The sequence below is a fragment of the Flectobacillus rivi genome, from assembly GCF_030056655.1.
GTDB classification, from domain to species: Bacteria; Bacteroidota; Bacteroidia; order Cytophagales; family Spirosomataceae; genus Flectobacillus; species Flectobacillus rivi.
In genome coordinates, this window is sequence record NZ_JASHIE010000014.1 from 72911 (window position 1) to 91173 (window position 18263).

The window sequence follows — 18263 nt, forward strand, 5'->3', positions numbered from 1 at the left end:
AAAGAGTAAGTCATAAAAATTATCTAACTTTGAATTTTAGAACTACTCCTTTATAAACATGAAAGCAAAATATCTTAATCCATTTACGGACTTCGGGTTCAAAAAAATCTTTGGTGAAGAAGCCAGTAAGCCACAACTTATTGACTTCCTAAACTCCCTTTTGCCCGAAAGAGACCAAATAGTAGAACTCACCTTCAAAAACAATGAACAATTAGGCTTTACGCCTTATGACAGAAAAGCCATTTATGACATCTATTGCGAAAATCAAAATGGTGAAAAGTTTATCGTAGAGTTACAAAAAGCCAAACAGAATTATTTCAGAGAAAGGACTATTTACTACTCGACTTTTCCCATTCGGGAGCAAGCCGAAAAAGGTATCTGGAATTACAATCTCAAAGCGGTGTACTGTATTGGCGTGCTGGATTTCACTTTTGATGATTACGAATCTGAACCTGAAAAATCAGAGGTTGTACATACCATCAATCTCAAAAATCAGCATGGAAAGGTCTTTTATGATAAGTTGACTTATATCTATCTTGAAATGCCTAATTTTAAAAAAGAAGAACATGAATTGGCTACCAGACTAGATAAGTGGTTGTATTTCATCAAAAACCTAGAAGACTTTCAGAACATACCAGAGTTATTTAAAGATGAAGTATTTACCCATGCCTTTGAAGTAGCCGAACTAGCCAAAATGGATAGAGAAGATTGGGAAAGGTACGAATACAGTCTCAAAGTGTTTAGGGATAACAAAGCCACATACGACTATGCCGTGGAAACTGCCCATGAAGAAGGAGTCCTTAAAGGTATGCAAGAGGGTTTGAAGGAGGGTTTGAAAGAGGGTATGGAGAAAGGAATTCAAAAAGGAATTCAGGAGGGGCTTGAAAAAGGATTAGAACAAGGTATCCAAGAGGGCATGGAGAAAGGAATTCAAGAAGGATTAGAAAAGGGTATCCAAGAAGGTATTTTAGAAGGAAAAAAAGAAGAACAACGACATATTGCTCGTCAAGCAAAGGTTATGGGTCTCGGTATTGAAAATATTAAAATACTCACTGGACTCTCAGAAGAAGAAATCAACAACCTGTAGGGGGCTCCCCTACAGGTATTTTTTACATTATGCTTTTTAACTCAATTGAATTTTTAGTGTTTTTCCCAATCGTGACGATTGGCTATTTCTTGTTACCTCACAAATTCAGATGGCTTTGGCTACTGATCGCATCATGTTATTTCTACATGGCATTTGTGCCCATATATATGGTTATTTTGGGCTTTACCATTATCGTTGACTATTATGCGGGTATCTTTATAGAACAAAGCGAAGGTAATCAACGAAAGTGGTTTCTAGTTATGAGTCTTATTGCCAATATCGGTGTTTTGGCCGTTTTTAAGTATTATAATTTTATCAACGAAAATATCACTTGGCTACTCAAAGGTTTTGCTCTTCAAAATCCTATTCCTTATTTAGAAATACTTCTACCAATTGGTTTATCATTCCATACTTTTCAGGCAATGAGCTATACCATAGAGGTTTACAGAGGCAATCAGAAAGCTGAGAGGCATTTTGGTATTTACTCACTCTACGTGATGTTCTATCCACAACTGGTGGCTGGACCTATCGAACGCCCACAAAATGTACTGCATCAATTTCATGAAGAACATTATTTTGATTATAAAAATGTAACTGATGGGCTCAAATTAATGGCCTGGGGAATGTTCAAAAAAGTGGTAATTGCTGATAGATTAGCCGCTATGGTAGGACAAGTATATGACCAACCTCAAGGATATACAGGCTTACCATTAATTATTGCGACTTGCTTGTTCTCAATTCAAATATTCTGTGATTTTTCTGGTTATTCTGATATTGCTTTAGGCTCAGCACAGGTAATGGGCTTTGAATTAATGAAGAATTTTGACCGTCCTTATTTCTCAAAAACAATCTCAGAGTTTTGGCGTCGTTGGCATATCTCTCTATCTACTTGGTTTAGAGACTATTTGTATATTTCCTTAGGTGGAAATAGGGTGTCCAAATGGCGTCGAGAATTTAATTTATTTATCGTTTTTCTAGTAAGTGGCATCTGGCATGGTGCTAGTTGGAACTTTGTAATTTGGGGTGCTATTCATGGCATTTACTTGATTTTTGCTAATCAAACTAAAGATATTCGTAATAAAATTGTGCGTTCTTTTGGATTAGCTACATGGCCAACATTATACAATATTCTTCAGGTATTGACAATTTTTGGACTAACAAGTTTTGCTTGGATTTTTTTCCGTGCCAAAGACTTACAAACAGCATCATACATTGTAAGTCATTTGTTTACAGATTTACCACAACAGATAAGCCAATTGAGCAACAGTGAGTTTTTTGCCAAAAATGTGATGCTCAACAAAGGCGAACTCAATTTTGTCATGGTCATCTTGGCACTTGTGATAATGGAAAGCGTTCATTGGGCACAAAGGGGTATTCATATAAGAGAAAAACTTAGCCAAAAACCACTCTGGTTTCGTTGGCTTCTATATTACGGAATTATCTTTGCTACCTTGTTTATGGGTATGTATCAGGCGCCAGCGCAATTTATTTACTTTCAGTTTTAACAAAAATGGCATAAAGACAAAGTATTCTTTATGCCGTTTTTTGTTACTAAATATATTAAAAATGAAAAACCTTGTACAATTCATCATACTTTAGAGACATACGACACTATTCCTTCATTTTTAGGAAGATATTTTATAGCATTTTTGAATAAGCTATGTATTTTTTTCCGAAATTTGCACCTTCTTTTTAGACACGTAGGACTTGCTGATAGGCTAAACCCCTAATTATCAATATCCTAATTCCAAAGTATCATGACCGAAAAAATATTAATCCTCGATTTTGGTTCTCAAGTAACGCAATTGATTGCACGTCGTGTGCGCGAGCTAAGCGTCTATTGCGAAATTCATCCATTCAATCATATCCCTGAAATTGGTGACGATGTAAAAGGAGTTATCTTCTCAGGTAGTCCTTGTTCTGTACGTGAAGAGGATTCTCCACGAGTGGATATGTCTCTTTTCAGAGGAAAATTACCTTTATTAGGTATTTGTTATGGAGCACAACTTTTGGCACATACTGCTGGTGGTGAAGTATTTAACTCAGGACACCGTGAGTATGGTCGTGCTAAAATGACGAAAGTTCAATCATCTGAACTTTGGGAAGGCGTTTCGGAAGACTCTCAAGTATGGATGTCACATGGTGATACAATCATGTCAGTTCCTGAAAACTTCGAAATCATTGGTTCTACGGATTCAGTGAAAGTAGCTGCTTTCAAAATCAAGGATGAATCAACCTATGGTATTCAGTTCCACCCAGAGGTAACACACTCTTTGGAAGGAAAAGATATGTTGAAAAACTTCGTTGTTGGCATTTGTGGTTGTAGTCAAGACTGGACTTCGGACTCATTTGTAGACTCGACAGTTGCTAATTTGAAAGAAAAATTAGGTAATGATAAAGTCGTATTAGGGCTTTCAGGAGGCGTTGATAGTTCAGTTGCAGCTGTGTTGATTCACAAAGCTATTGGCAAAAACTTATATTGTATTTTTGTAGATAACGGATTACTTCGTAAAAACGAATTTGAAGAGGTACTCGAATCTTACAAAAACTTGGGATTGAATGTAAAAGGCGTTGATGCCAAAGAACAATTCTATACAGCATTAGCAGGCTTGTCGGATCCTGAAGCAAAAAGAAAAGCCATTGGTAAAACATTTATTGATGTTTTTGACCAAGAAGCTCATTTAATTGAGGATGTAAAATGGTTAGGGCAAGGTACTATTTATCCAGACGTAATTGAGTCTGTTTCAGTAAAAGGTCCTTCTGCTACCATCAAATCTCACCACAATGTAGGTGGTTTACCTGACTACATGAAATTGAAAGTTGTTGAGCCTCTCAATACTTTATTCAAAGATGAAGTTCGTTTGGTTGGTAAGACTTTAGGAATTGATCCAAATATTTTGGGTCGTCATCCTTTCCCTGGTCCAGGTTTGGCTATTCGTATTCTTGGAGATATTACACCAGAAAAAGTAGATGTTCTTCAAAACGTAGATGCTATTTTCATTGGTAAACTAAAAGAAAAAGGACTATACGACCAAGTATGGCAAGCGGGTGCAATTTTACTACCAATTCAATCGGTAGGTGTAATGGGCGATGAACGTACATACGAAAAAGTAGTAGCGCTTCGTGCAGTAACCTCTGTAGATGGTATGACTGCCGACTGGTGTCATTTACCTTATGAATTCTTGGCTGAAGTCTCTAACGACATCATCAATAAAGTAAAAGGTGTGAACCGTGTTGTTTATGATATTTCGTCAAAACCACCAGCAACAATTGAGTGGGAATAAGCATAAAAAGGAAAGTCCAGTCGAAAGGCTGGACTTTTTTATTTTTGTAGTTTTTTAGTAATCTTCTACTCAGTATTGAGTAGAAAAGCCTCCTCCAAATCATAATACCCTCATTATCAATACAATACAAACACCTCTTTTTCTAAACAATTTTATTTTCAAAAAAATATAACTAAAAAGATATTTTTTTGACCTATTTGGTTTTTATCCTCCGAAAAATAAATTTCCATTCAGTTTTGTATCCTTTAAGTACCATCCTTAGAATTTTTAGAATGATATTTGAGCGTGCTTTATTAAGTCTCATTTTAAAAATCTCATGTATGAAAAAGTTTTACCTTTTAATCCTCTCTGCTCTTTTGGTGGGCAATGCTGCGACTGCACAGAGTGACAAACCTGCTCTGGGAAATTCTATTAATCTCCAATTTGGCAGCTTTGGCTTTGGTGCAGGTTTAGCAAGACAACTAAAACCTGGCAAGTTTAATTTACGTATCTCAGCTGAATTTTTAGACAGTAAAAATTTCGTAAAAAACCCCATTAAAGTAAACCTAGGAGACGGAGCTTCAGATGTTTTGATCAATCCAACAGTTACTTCTATGCTTTTGGGAGCAAAGGTTGATTGGCATCCTTTCAAGAAAAGTTCTTTCAAATTAGTAGGTGGTGTATCCTATGGTAGTGGAGACTTTTACGTAGATGTAGAGCCTGCTCAAAAAACTGGACGCTTTAAGTTGGCGAAAGATGTAGAGTTGGATGCAGAAGAATTTGGAACGGCTCGTTTGATTGTTTCAGGTAACAAAGTACGTCCTTACCTAGGACTTGGTTTTGGTAGAGCTATTCCTAAGCACAAATTAGGTTTTTCGGTTGATTTGGGCACGTATTACACAGGCTCTCCAAAATTGGCAGTACCTCGTACTGGTATGATTGAGTCGATTTTGACAGACCAAAATATCGCAGATATTGAGAAAAACATCAAAAACTACTCATTTGTACCAAATATCACTTTCAGCATTACCTACAAGCTGAGTAAATAATGAAATTTCAAGGTAAAAATTAATTAAAAACGAATACTTATGAAAAAGCTTATATATATTTTAGGTGCTTTTATGCTAGCAGGTGCGTGGTACGCATGTACACCTCCACTAGAAGGGGTAACACTTAAACTTCCTGTTGCCTTAGCCAACTCAAATGTGGTAGTTCAATTCCAACCTAGCAATGTTAGCGCGGGCGACTTACCTAGCAATATCAAAATCACACTTGGTGGCGCAGATACAGCCAAAGTTGTAAATAGCGTTGGTGGAAAAACATTAGCAGTAAAACAAAACGTTTTGACCCTAGCAGCCAAATCCAATAGCGTTCCTAGTGCAAATGCTCCAATCAAGTTTTTTATCATAGCAGAAGCTGACGGATACTTGCGTAGCATTACTCCAGTAGAAATCACAAGTACAAAAGATCAGAACTTAGTTGTTAAGTTGACCAAAATTGCAGCGCCACCAACAGGGGTATCTGTCGTTCAACAACCTGCTACTGTTCCTGCATCAGGTACAACTTCAGCACCTATTACCGCAGCTACTTCGACTACATCAACAGTGCAAGAAAAAGCAACTGTAAATATTCCATCGGGTGTTACGATGAAAGATGGTGACGGACAAACCGTTGGAGGTAGTGTAAACGTGGTAGTGACTAAAACTGATGCGACCAAGACGCCTGTAAATATTGACTTGAGTGATGTAAGTAAAGTTTTGGATAAAAATAACCAGCCTATTCCTTCATTTACCTTTAAGCCAGTGGTAGGCATGGACATTGAGATTTCGAATGATAAAAACCAAAAAGTAAAATCATTCTCAGGACAAATTGATGTTCAAACGGAGTTTCCGACTGGAGCTACAGACCCAACTACAGGCAAACCTTTAGCAGCAGGAGACTTGATTGCCATTGCTTCTTATGATGAAGATACTAAAGTATTTAAGTATGAAGGAAGTGTAAAGTTAACGACCAATGCCAATGGTAAATTAGAAGCTAAAGGAACCATCAATCACTTAACTTCTGTATTTTTTGCTTCATACAATGGTATCACTGTTTCTGGTAACTCAAACAATCCTGCAGATATTGCGGCCGCAAAAGCAGCCTTTGGTGATAATGTTACACCTGCTATGATTATGGCTATCAAATCTTATTCCTTAGCATTTGGGGGGTCAGTTGGACAGTATGCTAGCGAAACATTTATTGTAGACGTAAACGACGGTGCTGTTGTATTTGAAACGACTGATAGATTAAATAACTCTATTATTACACCAAATGCAATTACTAAAATTGTAGTTAAAAACTCATTAGGAGAAGTAATAACAACAGTCAATAACCCATATCCAAGTGGTTCGTCGGCAACCATCAACATGCCAGCTCCATCAAACTTTATCGAGTTGCAAGCTAACTTAAAATGTAAGGATGCCAATAAAACGTCTAATGCAGACAATATTCACATGTATGCAAAAAAAGCTGGTGGTGGATATTTCTACATCGGTAAAGCAACTAGAAATGCCTCAAATATCATCACTGCTACTTCTACTATTTTGAAAAGAGGTGGTGTTTATGATTTCATGTTCGATGTGGGTGGTATTTTGTTTTACTACGATAATCAAACAGTAACTACAGGCAGCGTTCATTCTATCAACAGCTCAATGCCAGATGTTTTGTGTAAATAGTCATTGATAAGCACACGACAAATAAAAAAGGGTCTATTTCTGATGGAAATAGACCCTTTTTTATTTACTAGATTACCTTTTTCAAAATATCCTCAATTTCTAATGCTCGCATTTCGGAATAAACACTCGTATGAAAACGATCAAGTTTTGCCAATACATGGTATAAGACCTCTCGTTCATCTGCTTGGAGTACTTGAAATAACACGGAATCTACTTTTATCATCGCAGGCAAACAACTCATAATCCAGTTTACCCCTGACTGTGTAATTTTTACTTGTTTAGAACGGGCATCGTCAGGGTCATTGAACTCTTCGACAAAACCATTTTTTATCAATCGATTAATTACATTAGTTCCTGAAGTAAACTCGGAGATATTGCTATGAATAAGCTCACTCTTACGCATTGCGCCCATAAAATGTAAGTCCGACAAATAGGCAAAATCTTCGATATTATCAACTGGGAGATTTTGCATAGTTTTTTTTATATAAAAATAAAGATATTTCTGGACTCTCACCAACGCCTTCCCCAATCCATTCGATGGTCTTGCTTCTCGTCCAGCAGCGTGATGTATATATCCTTCATCTATACTTTTAAATCTTGCCAATTGCTTTCTACACAAATAATCCTGACAAAACGCTTCTAAGTTTCCTGTTGGATTTTCATTCTCAAACACTTCCCAAGCCTTCACTAATTCAACTACTGGATTAATTGCTTTTTTCATATATTCATCAACGCTATTACTAACTATCTATAATTTAAGGAGTATCTTTTTCCATCTTTACTACAAATATAAAAGAGTAGTAATAGCTTTGCTAATACTACTCTTTAGTAACAACACTTATCTAATTTTGTTTGAAAAAATCGAAGGGCTTGAGATATATCTCAAGCCCTTCAATTTAAACTACTTCATCAGTCATTCCTGCGATAATTATTCTGAATGTGGTGCCTTTCCCAACTTCCGAATACTTGACAAATAGCTTTCCATTGTGATAGTTTTCAACAATACGCTTGGCTAAGGTTAATCCCAAACCCCAACCTCGTTTTTTGGTGCTAAAACCTGCATTAAACACTTTACTCAGATTTTGTTTACTAATACCTTTTCCTGTGTCCGAAATATCAATAATAATCTGATTATGTTTCCCATTTTCCATGGTTACTTTCAATGCCCCAACGCCTGTCATAGCATCTACCGCATTTTTACATATATTTTCAATAACCCATTCAAACAAATATTTATTAATCTTAACGGTTGGATGCGTTAGATGATTTTCAATGGTAAGCGATACTTTCGAAGAAATTCTTCGTTTGAGATAGCTCAAAAATACCTCAACGGTCTCTGCTACATTTTCTTCTTTGAGTACAGGTATCGAACCTATGTTAGAAAAACGTGTCGTAATTACATCGAGTCGCTGGACATCCTTTTCTAATTCCTTTACGATTTCTGGATCAAAAGCTGGATCTGATTTAAAAAATTCTACCCACGCTGTTAATGAGGATAGTGGTGTCCCTAGCTGATGTGCGGTTTCTTTGGCCAAACCTACCCATACTCTATTTTGCTCAGAACGGCGCGATGCATCAAAAAACAAATAGGCTGCCAAACCAAAAATCAAAACCACAATCAGCTGAAATACAGGATAGAACCTCAGCATATTCAACAAATGGGAATTCCCATAATAGACATATTCTTTATGAAAATCCATGTCTAGCTCAATAGGTGGATTATCATCTCGCATGATTTCATTCAATTTATCCCTTAAAAAAGCTTGCTGCTCTTTAGAATTTAGCCCTGTCGGAATTTGGATACTTTCTGAAGCTGTCAAATACCCTGAGCCGTCCTTCAAAATGACAGGAATCGTAATGTTCTCGTTGGATTTTTTGATTTTTTCGAAAAAGAAATTCACATCTTTATCCAAATCATTAGTCATCATAAACTTGAACGACTCAGCATAGAGCTGAATTTGATCTTTCTCTCGTTCTTCCAATTTCGAAACAATACGGTCAGTGAAGTACAAGGAAAATGCCCCAATAATAACGCAAACGAATAGAAAGGCGATTTTCCACCAAGTATTTTTACTATAAATATCGACTGTTAACATAGAATAGTTATTGAGCGAATTAGCGAATGGGTGATTTAGTGATTTTGACAAAGCGTGTTTGAGCTGAAATAAAAAGATCATTTTTCACTTTCTCTCCAATACGATTTTGCCTGTAAAGGTATCTGCTATCGACAACGAATCCTTTGATTCTTTATTTTGTAATGTTAGTTTGTAAAAATACAGCGCATTAGGCAAAAAATTACCTTCTTGATTTCTTCCATCCCAAAATATTTCTTTTTCGGTCGCATTTACTGTTTGTTGGACTTCATAAAGCTTTTTTCCAGACATATCAAAAATTTGACAATTTGCCCAATATTCTCTTTCTGGCAAATTGTCAAATCTCCATCTCGTCCAAGTATGTAATGGATTTGGAAAGACTTTTAATTGGATAGGAGTCATTTTTTCATCAATCACAATCTGAATTTGATATGCTTTGGCAGCAACCTTCCCTCCCACTCCATCGCTAGCATTAATAGCTATCCAAACGGTATCTTTAAGCCAGTCTTTTGCTTGATATATTAGTTTTAGCTGTCCTTTTTCTTCTGATAAAAACGTCATGCTTAAGTGACTGCCAGAAACCCAATCACAAGTCTGACACTGTTTTATGGATGCTTCTACATTTTCTTTTTTCAAAAAAACAAACCGATTATTATCCCATAATTCTATTTTCAATGGAGGGTTAGGGGTAAAATGCTCATAGTTTTGGGGAATTCTTCCATTCACCTGTACAAGCATTGTTGGGGCAATATTGTCTTGCTTGACTTTCACCAAAATTTGAGCAGCATTATTACTAAAATTAGCTTCATGTTTACGAGAAGCATTTACCACAAAACGTAAAACATAGTCACCAGCCTGCTCAAACTCCTTTGATAATGTAGTAAGTGTTAAAGAATCGTGTGCCATCAAAGAGGGGAGCTTCTCCTTTTGTTCCTCTAAAATTTCGCCATTTCTTACAATTTGCCAATGCAGACTAGTGGTATCGCTCAAAGGTGAATCGGAGAGATTATAAATGTACCGCCTGATATTTAACATTTGTCCAATCTCTACTTCGTGGGTATCTGTCGATGCCTCTATGGCTAAATCTGCATACGGTTTACCCAACAATCCCCAACGACGGAGTTGACTAGCCTGCTGAACTTGTTTTGCACTAAATTTTACTTGAATAGGACTCGAAAATATTGGGGACGATAAGGTTTGAAAAGATAGACTTTCTTGGAGAGAATAGCTTTTATTATTAATATTTAGCTCATAGTTTTTAGTTTTTTCTAAAGATTGAATATCTGTAAAAGCTCGTTCTACATCTTCCAAAGCACCTACTTGTGGAGGAACCATTTCCCAATTTTGACTTTCGGGCAAAAGATATAACGTATCACCAATGGCAGCAATAGCACTAGTACCAAACTTTTCAATGACGGTTTTCTTACCTTTTTGTACTGCTAACAAAAACGGAGCGCCCAAAGGCAAAGCTTTGAGTTTGGGAATGGAAAAGCCTAAATTTTGAAAAGAAGTCCAAATATCTGCGGACCACTTTTGCATATCTACACGCCCATGCGACCATAGAATAATCCAATCTCCAGTTTTGAGTTTTTGAAGATAAGTCAACAAGGTGTTTTCGCCCAACAATAGATTATCATTCAGATTTTGAATCCAATAAGGCGAATTTCCACAGCTCAATTGGGGCAAAATAAGATAGGGTTTTAATTGTGCGTCGAGCGTAATGGCGTTGAGGCTACTCCAAGGATAGCACAAGCCGTTACCCATCCATTGTTGATCATTGACTTTAGCCCAACCCAAATAATTACTTTGAGGAATATCTGCGCCAGGTATATACAAAGCTATTTTAAGCGTATCAGGTTGTAATTTCCACGTACTTTTATCCCATGTAATTCCTGAAGTTTTTATGGTTTGAAAATGCTCAGATGTTCGCTGAATCCAACCCAAAGAACTATTGGGTATATAGGTAAACGTTCCATGTTGCAAGACACTATCCTCAACAATCATCCGCCAATAATAAGTCATTGTATCCTTGGCAATACTTTTGAATAAATGGCGAAAAACACCTTGGTTGGTAATCGTTTTTTGCAAAAGAATAGACTTGAAATTTGACTGATCAGCAACCTGCAATTTCAACAAACCCGCTATATTCTTGGTGCCTTCTAACCAAATTTCTGGATTTGACACAATCGCCCAATTGCTTGGATAAAATAGTTCCAAGGCTTTTTTCAGATGAATATCTTTGAGTTCAATAGCATTGTTTTTCGTATTCACTTCTTTCAAAACGCCCTCTTCGTCAAGCAATAATCGAAGATTGATTGTATCATTTTGCCAGATAGGATTTAATGGAATTTTCAAAGCGATAACTTCAGTATTGATCAAGGATTTTTCATACATTTTTTGAAAAACATCTTGTAGGTTGACATATAGATGAATCGAAAATGGAAGTTGGGAAGCTTTACCATAGTTTATCATCGAAAAAGTCACTTTTAATGAATCCTGCTGGACGTCAACACTCAGACTATTTTTCACAAAAGCCACATCTGGCAACCCTATCGCTTTGAATAGCCGAATGGCAGGGTCACCTTGTAATGTAAATTGTTGTAAGGTAGTTTTGAGATAAGGATCAATAGGTTGATTTTGAAGTAGCTGTGCATGAACTTTCCCTAAAGTTTGAGATAAATCCCTTTGAAATAATTGCTGATAAAAGTTCTTTGAAAAAGAATACAAGGAATTTGGATATGCCAAATGGGTATGAGCCATAAACGCAATAGCACCACGATCGGGAGACAATAACCAATCGGTACTCAATGCCTTTTTTTCTGTAAAAAAATCGCCTGCATCACAACCATTTACTAGCACAAACGGATATTTCCCTTGGTTTTGATACCCCAAATCGGGATTGCTCGCATAGCCAATATCAAGGTCGAGTTGACCAATTGCCGAATGTCCAAACAGTGTAATCATTCCAATGCCTTGATTCACTTCTTCGGACACGTTGCGCACTTCCACATAAGCATCGGTTTGTTTGCCAATCGTATGAACTACCAAATCTTGTTTTTGGGCGATACCTGCCAAGGAATCCAAATAATTTCGAAATAAAGTTTGCTCTATTCCATATCTACCACCACTCAAATGCAAAAGCTGTTTGCGTCCCAAATAGGTATTTTCCTCCTTTTCAAAAGTAATTACTTTATTTAGATAAGCTTCCACTTCGGTATTCGTCTCGGCTGGTATTCGACCAATCGACATATTTGTCTCTATAACAAAAGGCGTATCCGAACAAGGGTAGCCATTGGTTGGCACCCAATCTCTAGCATAAGCTGATGGGCTCTTCCGTGCCATTTGGGGATAGGCGGCAGTACCAAGTAGCAAGATCGTTACAGACTTGGAGTGGCTTTGAAAAAGAGAAAAATATCGATAAAATGCCAGCGTTGATTTGTCTCCATGGTTAAAATAGTCATATAACATACGGCTAGTTACCACTTCACAACGATAGGCTCCGCCAGCTTGGGAGCTTCGGTAACTAGCATAATTTTGGGCACTTTTCCATAAATTTTCGTGAGTAACAATTAAAAAATTAGCCGTAGTATCAGGTTGCCAATTACGAATTGGAGATAGTTTTGTTACCTCTACAAGCTTTTCCCACAAAACCATTTGTGTAGCTTTGGTAAAAAGGGTATCTCCAATTTGAGGTATGTTTTCAGGAAAAGATTCATCTGAAATATTCCACACTTTTAGCGTTGAGGAAGTCATTGGGATTTTTTTAGGAAAAGGCAACTTCCAAAAATATTGCCCTTCTTTTGATACAAAAGGGCAAGCATAATCATAGTTGAAACTTGCGACAGCAAATAGTGACTCTGCGCCTTTTATCTCCAAAATATTCCCTTTACTAAACAACAACATACCGCTTATATCCTTACATTCAGCAGGTTGTATCTCGAACGTCGAGATCACTTGTGAATCTTGAGTTATTTGAAGCACCTGCTTTGTGCGCTTTTGACTTATGAGTCTTACTTTAAAATTGAGTGTATCTCCTATCAGTTCAGGAGAGTCGAAGATAAATCGTGCGGGAGCGTTTTCTGTAAAACTCTTGCTTATCCAGCCTTCTGCTTGTTGATAATTGGAGTCCCAAATTTGTTCATTATCAAAAGGTGTTAAAACCAAGCCTGCAAAATAATTATCAGAAAATACTTGAACCTGATTTTTCCGTGTTATCAAGCTCAACGGATAGTTTTCAGCCAAGTTTTGCCTTTCAGTTCGTATTCTAAATACCGATTTTTGCAAAGGCTCGTATGTCAACACATAAGTAGCAGTATCAGAAAAAAGACTGTAGGAAGGATTGGCTTGAGCTTGTGCAGATTCGTACAAAGAAGAGTCGGTAGTCCCATCATTGGATTTCCCCCAAAACAATAGATAGTCTCCTGATGCGAAATAGGAATCATTTTTGCTGTGAATTTCTAGCGCAACTTCTTGTCCTTGCCGATAGAGATGGATATATTGGTGCTCGATAAGGTATGGCCAAAAATTCTGAAGCGTTTCGTATCTGATTTGACACACCGCATTTTGAGTAACAGGAGCGTTGAGCGCTGGATAATAAGTAGTTACTTGAGCAAAACAGCCCAGTACCTTGCTCATAAAAAGCAAACTAAGAAAAATGACTTTTTTCATAAACGTAGGCGTAAACTAGAATTTAGTATAGAATTATTTGAATGGAAATTTACAAAAAAACTTAAAAGTTCTCAAGAAAGCGAAAAAAATCACAAGCTTTACCTAACAATTATTAAGCTTCCTATACACTCTACTTGATTTTGTATCATAGTTATTTTAAGTTTATAAATGCAGAAATGATTCTTTGATTACAATTTCGAATCATTTGTAACTCATTATCTTTGCCGATAAATTCGATTATTTAAAACTTTAAACTAAAGTGTTTTTAAAAAAATATACCAACTGGCAATTTAATACCTTAAACCCTTCCGATTTAGAAGAGTTTGAAGCAGACCGTTTGTCTTTTCAAACGCGAGCAATTGTTTTTGCTTTGAAGATTGGCATTATTATGATGCCATTACTGACTATCAGTGATATTATCGCACTTAAAGATATTCTTACGCCTAATGGTTGGACAGGCTATTTGGCTGGACTCTCATCTATTGAACTACTTTTTATTCTTGCTCATGCTCAAATTGTAAAGTTAATTCCACAGCCACAAAAAATCAGTAGCCTAAAGGTGTGGATTACCTTGGCTGTTCTCACCTTGACGGTAATGCAATATGTTACTGCCTTTATGGCAAAACATTATGGAGCAGAATTGTCGATGATAGCCTTAGCGATTTCATATTTCAACCTTTCTTTTATGCTCAATGCCAAAGAAAGGCTCTATTACAATATTATCTGTTTGGCCTTTTTCTTCTTGGGCTATCTTACGATTTTCCCTAAAGAACATATCCTTTTGGACACCATGTTGGTGGCGGTTGGGCTGAGTGTTACTCTATACTTTGCTGGAGATATTATTTATAAATTACAATTAGAAAAGTTTGCTCAAAATAGACTCTTATTGAATCAAACCAAAGAGCAAAATGTGCAGTTGAAACGAGCCATTCGTAATCAAAAAGATATTTTGGAGGTACTTTGTAAAGAAATGGGCGTGAGTACCGACGCACTCGACTTTGATAATACCGACGCTTTGGGCTATCAAACTAAAGCATTGTTATTGCGCTTTGCAGAATATAAACAACAAATTCTTGAATCAAAAGAGCGCTATCAAGACCTCTTTATGAATATGAATGATGGTGTTGCTATTTTGTCAGAAAAAGGTGTTGTAAAAGAAGCAAATGATACCTTTTTGCAAATTTTAGGCATCAATAGAGATGAAATGACCACCTTTGATTTGGGGCGTCTGGTACATCCCGACGACCGAGAACATTCAAATAGTTACTTAAAGAAATTATTGACTGAAGGGTTTTATAAAAACTATGTAGGAAGAGTCGTTCGAGGTGATGGAGAAATTCGTTACTTGGAAGTAAACTCTACTGCGATTATCGAAAATGGAGAGTTTAAGGGATCGAGAGATATTATTCGAGATATTACTCACCGTCGACTAGCAGAACAAGCACTTGAAGAAGCGCGCAATGCCGAAAAACAGTTCTTGTCGACCATGAGTCATGAGATTCGTACGCCTTTGAATGCTATCATTGGAATCACGCACTTGTTGTACGATACGCATCCTAATCCTCAGCAAGTTGAGTATTTTGACATCTTGAAAAACTCATCGCAGTTTTTGCTCAACTTGATTACCGATTTATTGGATTTTGCGAAAATGGATGCTGGAAAAATCACAGCACATCCAAAGGACTTTGACTTAAAAGGTCTGCTCAAAACCATTCAGCAAACCTTCCAAATGAAGGTTACACCAAAAGGATTGGATGTAGACTTTATGGCAGATATGCGTATGGACCAATTTTATCATGGCGATGAAACGCTTATCTATCAAGTACTTTTCAATTTGCTAGGTAATGCCGATAAGTTTACTGAAAAAGGTAAAATTGGACTAAAAGTAAAAATCGTAGAAAGAAGCGAAGAAGATACCCTTTTTGAGTTCCAAGTATTTGACACAGGTATGGGTATTCCTGCTGATAAGATTGATTTGATTTTTAATAAGTTTACCCAAATTCATGATAAAAATAAAATCAAAACGCCTGGTACGGGTTTAGGGCTATCTATTTGCAAACAAATCATTGAATATTTAGGTGGTAAAATTTGGGTCGAAAGCGTTGAAGGAAAAGGTACTAAGTTTTTCTTTACACTTCGTTTGCCAAAAGCTGTTTCGGCTAACGGACTAGCGCTAGAAGAACCTTTGGCGTTGACCGAAACCAAAAAAGCCTCTGAACCTAGCTCAGTGCTTGAAGGGTTCAAAATATTGTTGGTAGAAGACAACGAACTGAATCGTAAATACGCCACGACCTTACTCAAAAAATGGAAAATAGAGTATGACATGGCGTTTGACGGCGCAGAAGCTTGTCAGAAAGTTCTCGATAAAAAATATGATTTGATTTTGATGGATATTCAAATGCCAATTATGGATGGCTACGAAGCTACTATCAAGATTACCAATACCGAAAACCCTAATAAAAATACGCCAATCGTAGCACTTACTGCTAGCGCCTTAGTCGCCCAAAAAGACAAGGCTTTGGAATGTGGTATGTCCGATTATCTCAGCAAACCATTTACGCCAGTGCAACTCAAAAGTGTTCTGAGTAAGTTTGCTATCATGTAAGCCTTCTGAGTGATGAGTTTTGAGTTGTGAGTTTTGAATAAAACATAAACTATTAATTACCAACAACTTAACCTTACAACTCATCACTCACAACTCATCACTCAAAACTTTCACATGCTACACTTATTAAATCACTACGCCACTCAGGAAGAGTGTTCGTTTACACTTTCTTTATTTTTTCAACCAGAACATTTACGTTGGCAGTCTGCTAGGCAAGCTGTAGGGTTTGCGTGGCAAAGTAATAACAATGCTAAATGGCAAGCTTTAGCCTATTTCTGGCTTGAAAATCAACAGGCAACGAGTCCTTTAGCAGCTAGTTTTGGAGGTTTTGATTTTGATAATGAACTTTCAGACAAACAGCTTTTTGCCTTTATTGATGAGGTATTCTGTTGGTTGAAAACGCAACAAATTCATACGGTTCAAATCATTCAAGCTCCTGTTTGCTACCAAGTCCATTATCCAAGACTACAAAAAGTATTAGCTTTATTTTCTACAAATATCATTTCCGAAACCAATCAACATTTGATTGTTTCGGATACACCTTTTACGAAAATCATAAACCCTACGGCTAAACGACGTTTGGCTAAGTGTGAAAAAGAAGACTTTACGCTGGACATTAATCTGCAAAAACTTCATGAGCAATATGATTTTATTAAAAAAGCACGATTCGCTAAAGGAATTCCATTGACCATTTCCCAAACAAGGTTTTTGTCTCTTTTTGAGACATTTCCTGAAAGCTTCATCCCTTTTACTTTATACCATAAGCATCAAATTATTGCAACTTGTACGGCTGTAGTGGTTGTTCCTCAACAAATCTTATACTACTTTCTTCCTGCGAGTGATATCGCTTATAATACTTTCAGTCCAAGTATTTTGCTGATAAAACACTTATATGAGTATGCTCAAGCAAATCATTTTCAAATCTTAGACTTAGGTATTTCATCAGTCAATGGTATTTTGAATGAAAATTTATTTCGATTCAAAAGAAATCTTGGTGCCATCACTACCACCAAACCAACTGGAAAGTTTGAGCTATTGGATCGTTGATTTTGAAGCCGTTTAAACAGCTTCTTTAACTATTTTTTTGTAAAACCTAGACCTCTCTACTTTGTCCCTTCGCGATTTTGTATCTTTTTACAAACTCGTTTTGCTAAGGCCTTACTTCTTAATTTCTCGATAAGTTAAAATTTTACCATTCAACCGTTTTTCTAACCATTTATCCAGCTTGGATAAAAAAAATCTCTATAGTACTTTGCATTACATAGTACCTTTTTATATCTTTGAACTAAGGATTACCCAGTAGTGGGTATTATCCAAGTAAATCGACTAATCACCGCAGTAGACTGACAGAGCAAGAAATCTGTATTTTACTGCTTTTTGCTAACAGTCTAGGCTAAAAAATATTTAGAAACTATGGATTTGGAAAATGCCAAAGTGCAGATGCGGAAGGGAATTTTGGAATTCTGCATTCTGCAAATCATATCGAGAGGCGAAGTATATGCCTCGGATATGCTCGAAGAACTAACCTCTGCCAAGATTATGGTCGTAGAAGGAACGCTTTATCCTTTGTTGACTCGCCTTAAAAACTCTGGCTTGTTAGATTATAAATGGGTAGAATCGTCGTCAGGACCTCCACGTAAGTATTATGTTTTGACAGACAATGGTAAAACATTTCTTGAACAACTCGAAACTACGTGGAAAGAATTACAAGAATCAGTTGCTCAAATTATTCTAGACAGCTACCACAAAAAGCAAGAGGCAAGCAACACCGAAACGGAAGAACAAGCCTAATTTAACCTTAAACCAATATTCACACAGCGTGAGCATAAA

Annotated in this window: 11 protein-coding genes; 8 read left to right on the plus strand and 3 right to left on the minus strand. The window is 36.7% G+C overall.

Annotated elements, in window-relative coordinates:
* Positions 1-58 precede the first annotated feature (58 nt).
* The 5 genes from QM481_RS18945 to QM481_RS18965 all read left to right on the plus strand — a co-directional run bounded on the left by QM481_RS18945 (position 59) and on the right by QM481_RS18965 (position 7067).
* Positions 59-1087 (plus strand): Rpn family recombination-promoting nuclease/putative transposase, encoded by a 1029-nt coding sequence (locus tag QM481_RS18945; RefSeq protein WP_283382903.1) that lies wholly within the window; start codon positions 59-61, stop codon positions 1085-1087.
* 29 nt (positions 1088-1116) lie between these two features.
* Entirely contained in the window at positions 1117-2592 is a 1476-nt protein-coding gene (locus QM481_RS18950) for an MBOAT family O-acyltransferase (RefSeq protein WP_283382904.1), read from the plus strand.
* A 252-nt stretch (positions 2593-2844) separates the two neighbouring features.
* Positions 2845-4371: a glutamine-hydrolyzing GMP synthase gene (gene guaA / locus QM481_RS18955; RefSeq protein ID WP_095161867.1), complete on the plus strand. Its 1527-nt coding sequence runs from the start codon at positions 2845-2847 to the stop codon at positions 4369-4371.
* A 320-nt stretch (positions 4372-4691) separates the two neighbouring features.
* Positions 4692-5399, plus strand: coding sequence for a hypothetical protein (locus QM481_RS18960; protein ID WP_283382905.1), 708 nt, complete (start codon positions 4692-4694; stop codon positions 5397-5399).
* Between the two features lie 39 nt (positions 5400-5438).
* Positions 5439-7067: a hypothetical protein gene (locus QM481_RS18965; RefSeq protein WP_283382906.1), complete on the plus strand. Its 1629-nt coding sequence runs from the start codon at positions 5439-5441 to the stop codon at positions 7065-7067.
* Between the two features lie 67 nt (positions 7068-7134).
* On the opposite strand, the gene QM481_RS18970 is transcribed toward QM481_RS18965, so the two are convergent.
* From QM481_RS18970 to porU2, 3 genes are all read right to left on the minus strand, one after another.
* Positions 7135-7788, minus strand: a complete 654-nt coding sequence (locus tag QM481_RS18970; protein ID WP_283382907.1) for a MarR family winged helix-turn-helix transcriptional regulator — start codon at positions 7786-7788, stop codon at positions 7135-7137.
* Positions 7789-7963: 175 nt separating this feature from the next.
* A complete protein-coding gene (locus tag QM481_RS18975) occupies positions 7964-9163 on the minus strand; it encodes a sensor histidine kinase (protein WP_283382908.1) in 1200 nt (399 codons plus the stop codon).
* Positions 9164-9247: 84 nt separating this feature from the next.
* On the minus strand, positions 9248-13795 hold the full coding sequence (gene porU2, locus QM481_RS18980; RefSeq protein WP_283382909.1) for a putative type IX secretion system sortase PorU2: 4548 nt from the start codon (positions 13793-13795) through the stop codon (positions 9248-9250).
* A gap of 292 nt (positions 13796-14087) precedes the next feature.
* On the opposite strand from porU2, the gene QM481_RS18985 reads away from it, so the two are divergent.
* From QM481_RS18985 to QM481_RS18995, 3 genes are all read left to right on the plus strand, one after another.
* Positions 14088-16433 carry a PAS domain-containing sensor histidine kinase gene (locus QM481_RS18985; protein ID WP_283382910.1) on the plus strand — a complete coding sequence of 782 codons (2346 nt, stop codon included), beginning with the start codon at positions 14088-14090 and terminating at the stop codon, positions 16431-16433.
* A gap of 114 nt (positions 16434-16547) precedes the next feature.
* Positions 16548-17480: a GNAT family N-acetyltransferase gene (locus QM481_RS18990; RefSeq protein WP_283382911.1), complete on the plus strand. Its 933-nt coding sequence runs from the start codon at positions 16548-16550 to the stop codon at positions 17478-17480.
* Between the two features lie 366 nt (positions 17481-17846).
* On the plus strand, positions 17847-18224 hold the full coding sequence (locus QM481_RS18995; RefSeq protein ID WP_095161887.1) for a PadR family transcriptional regulator: 378 nt from the start codon (positions 17847-17849) through the stop codon (positions 18222-18224).
* Positions 18225-18263 lie beyond the last annotated feature (39 nt).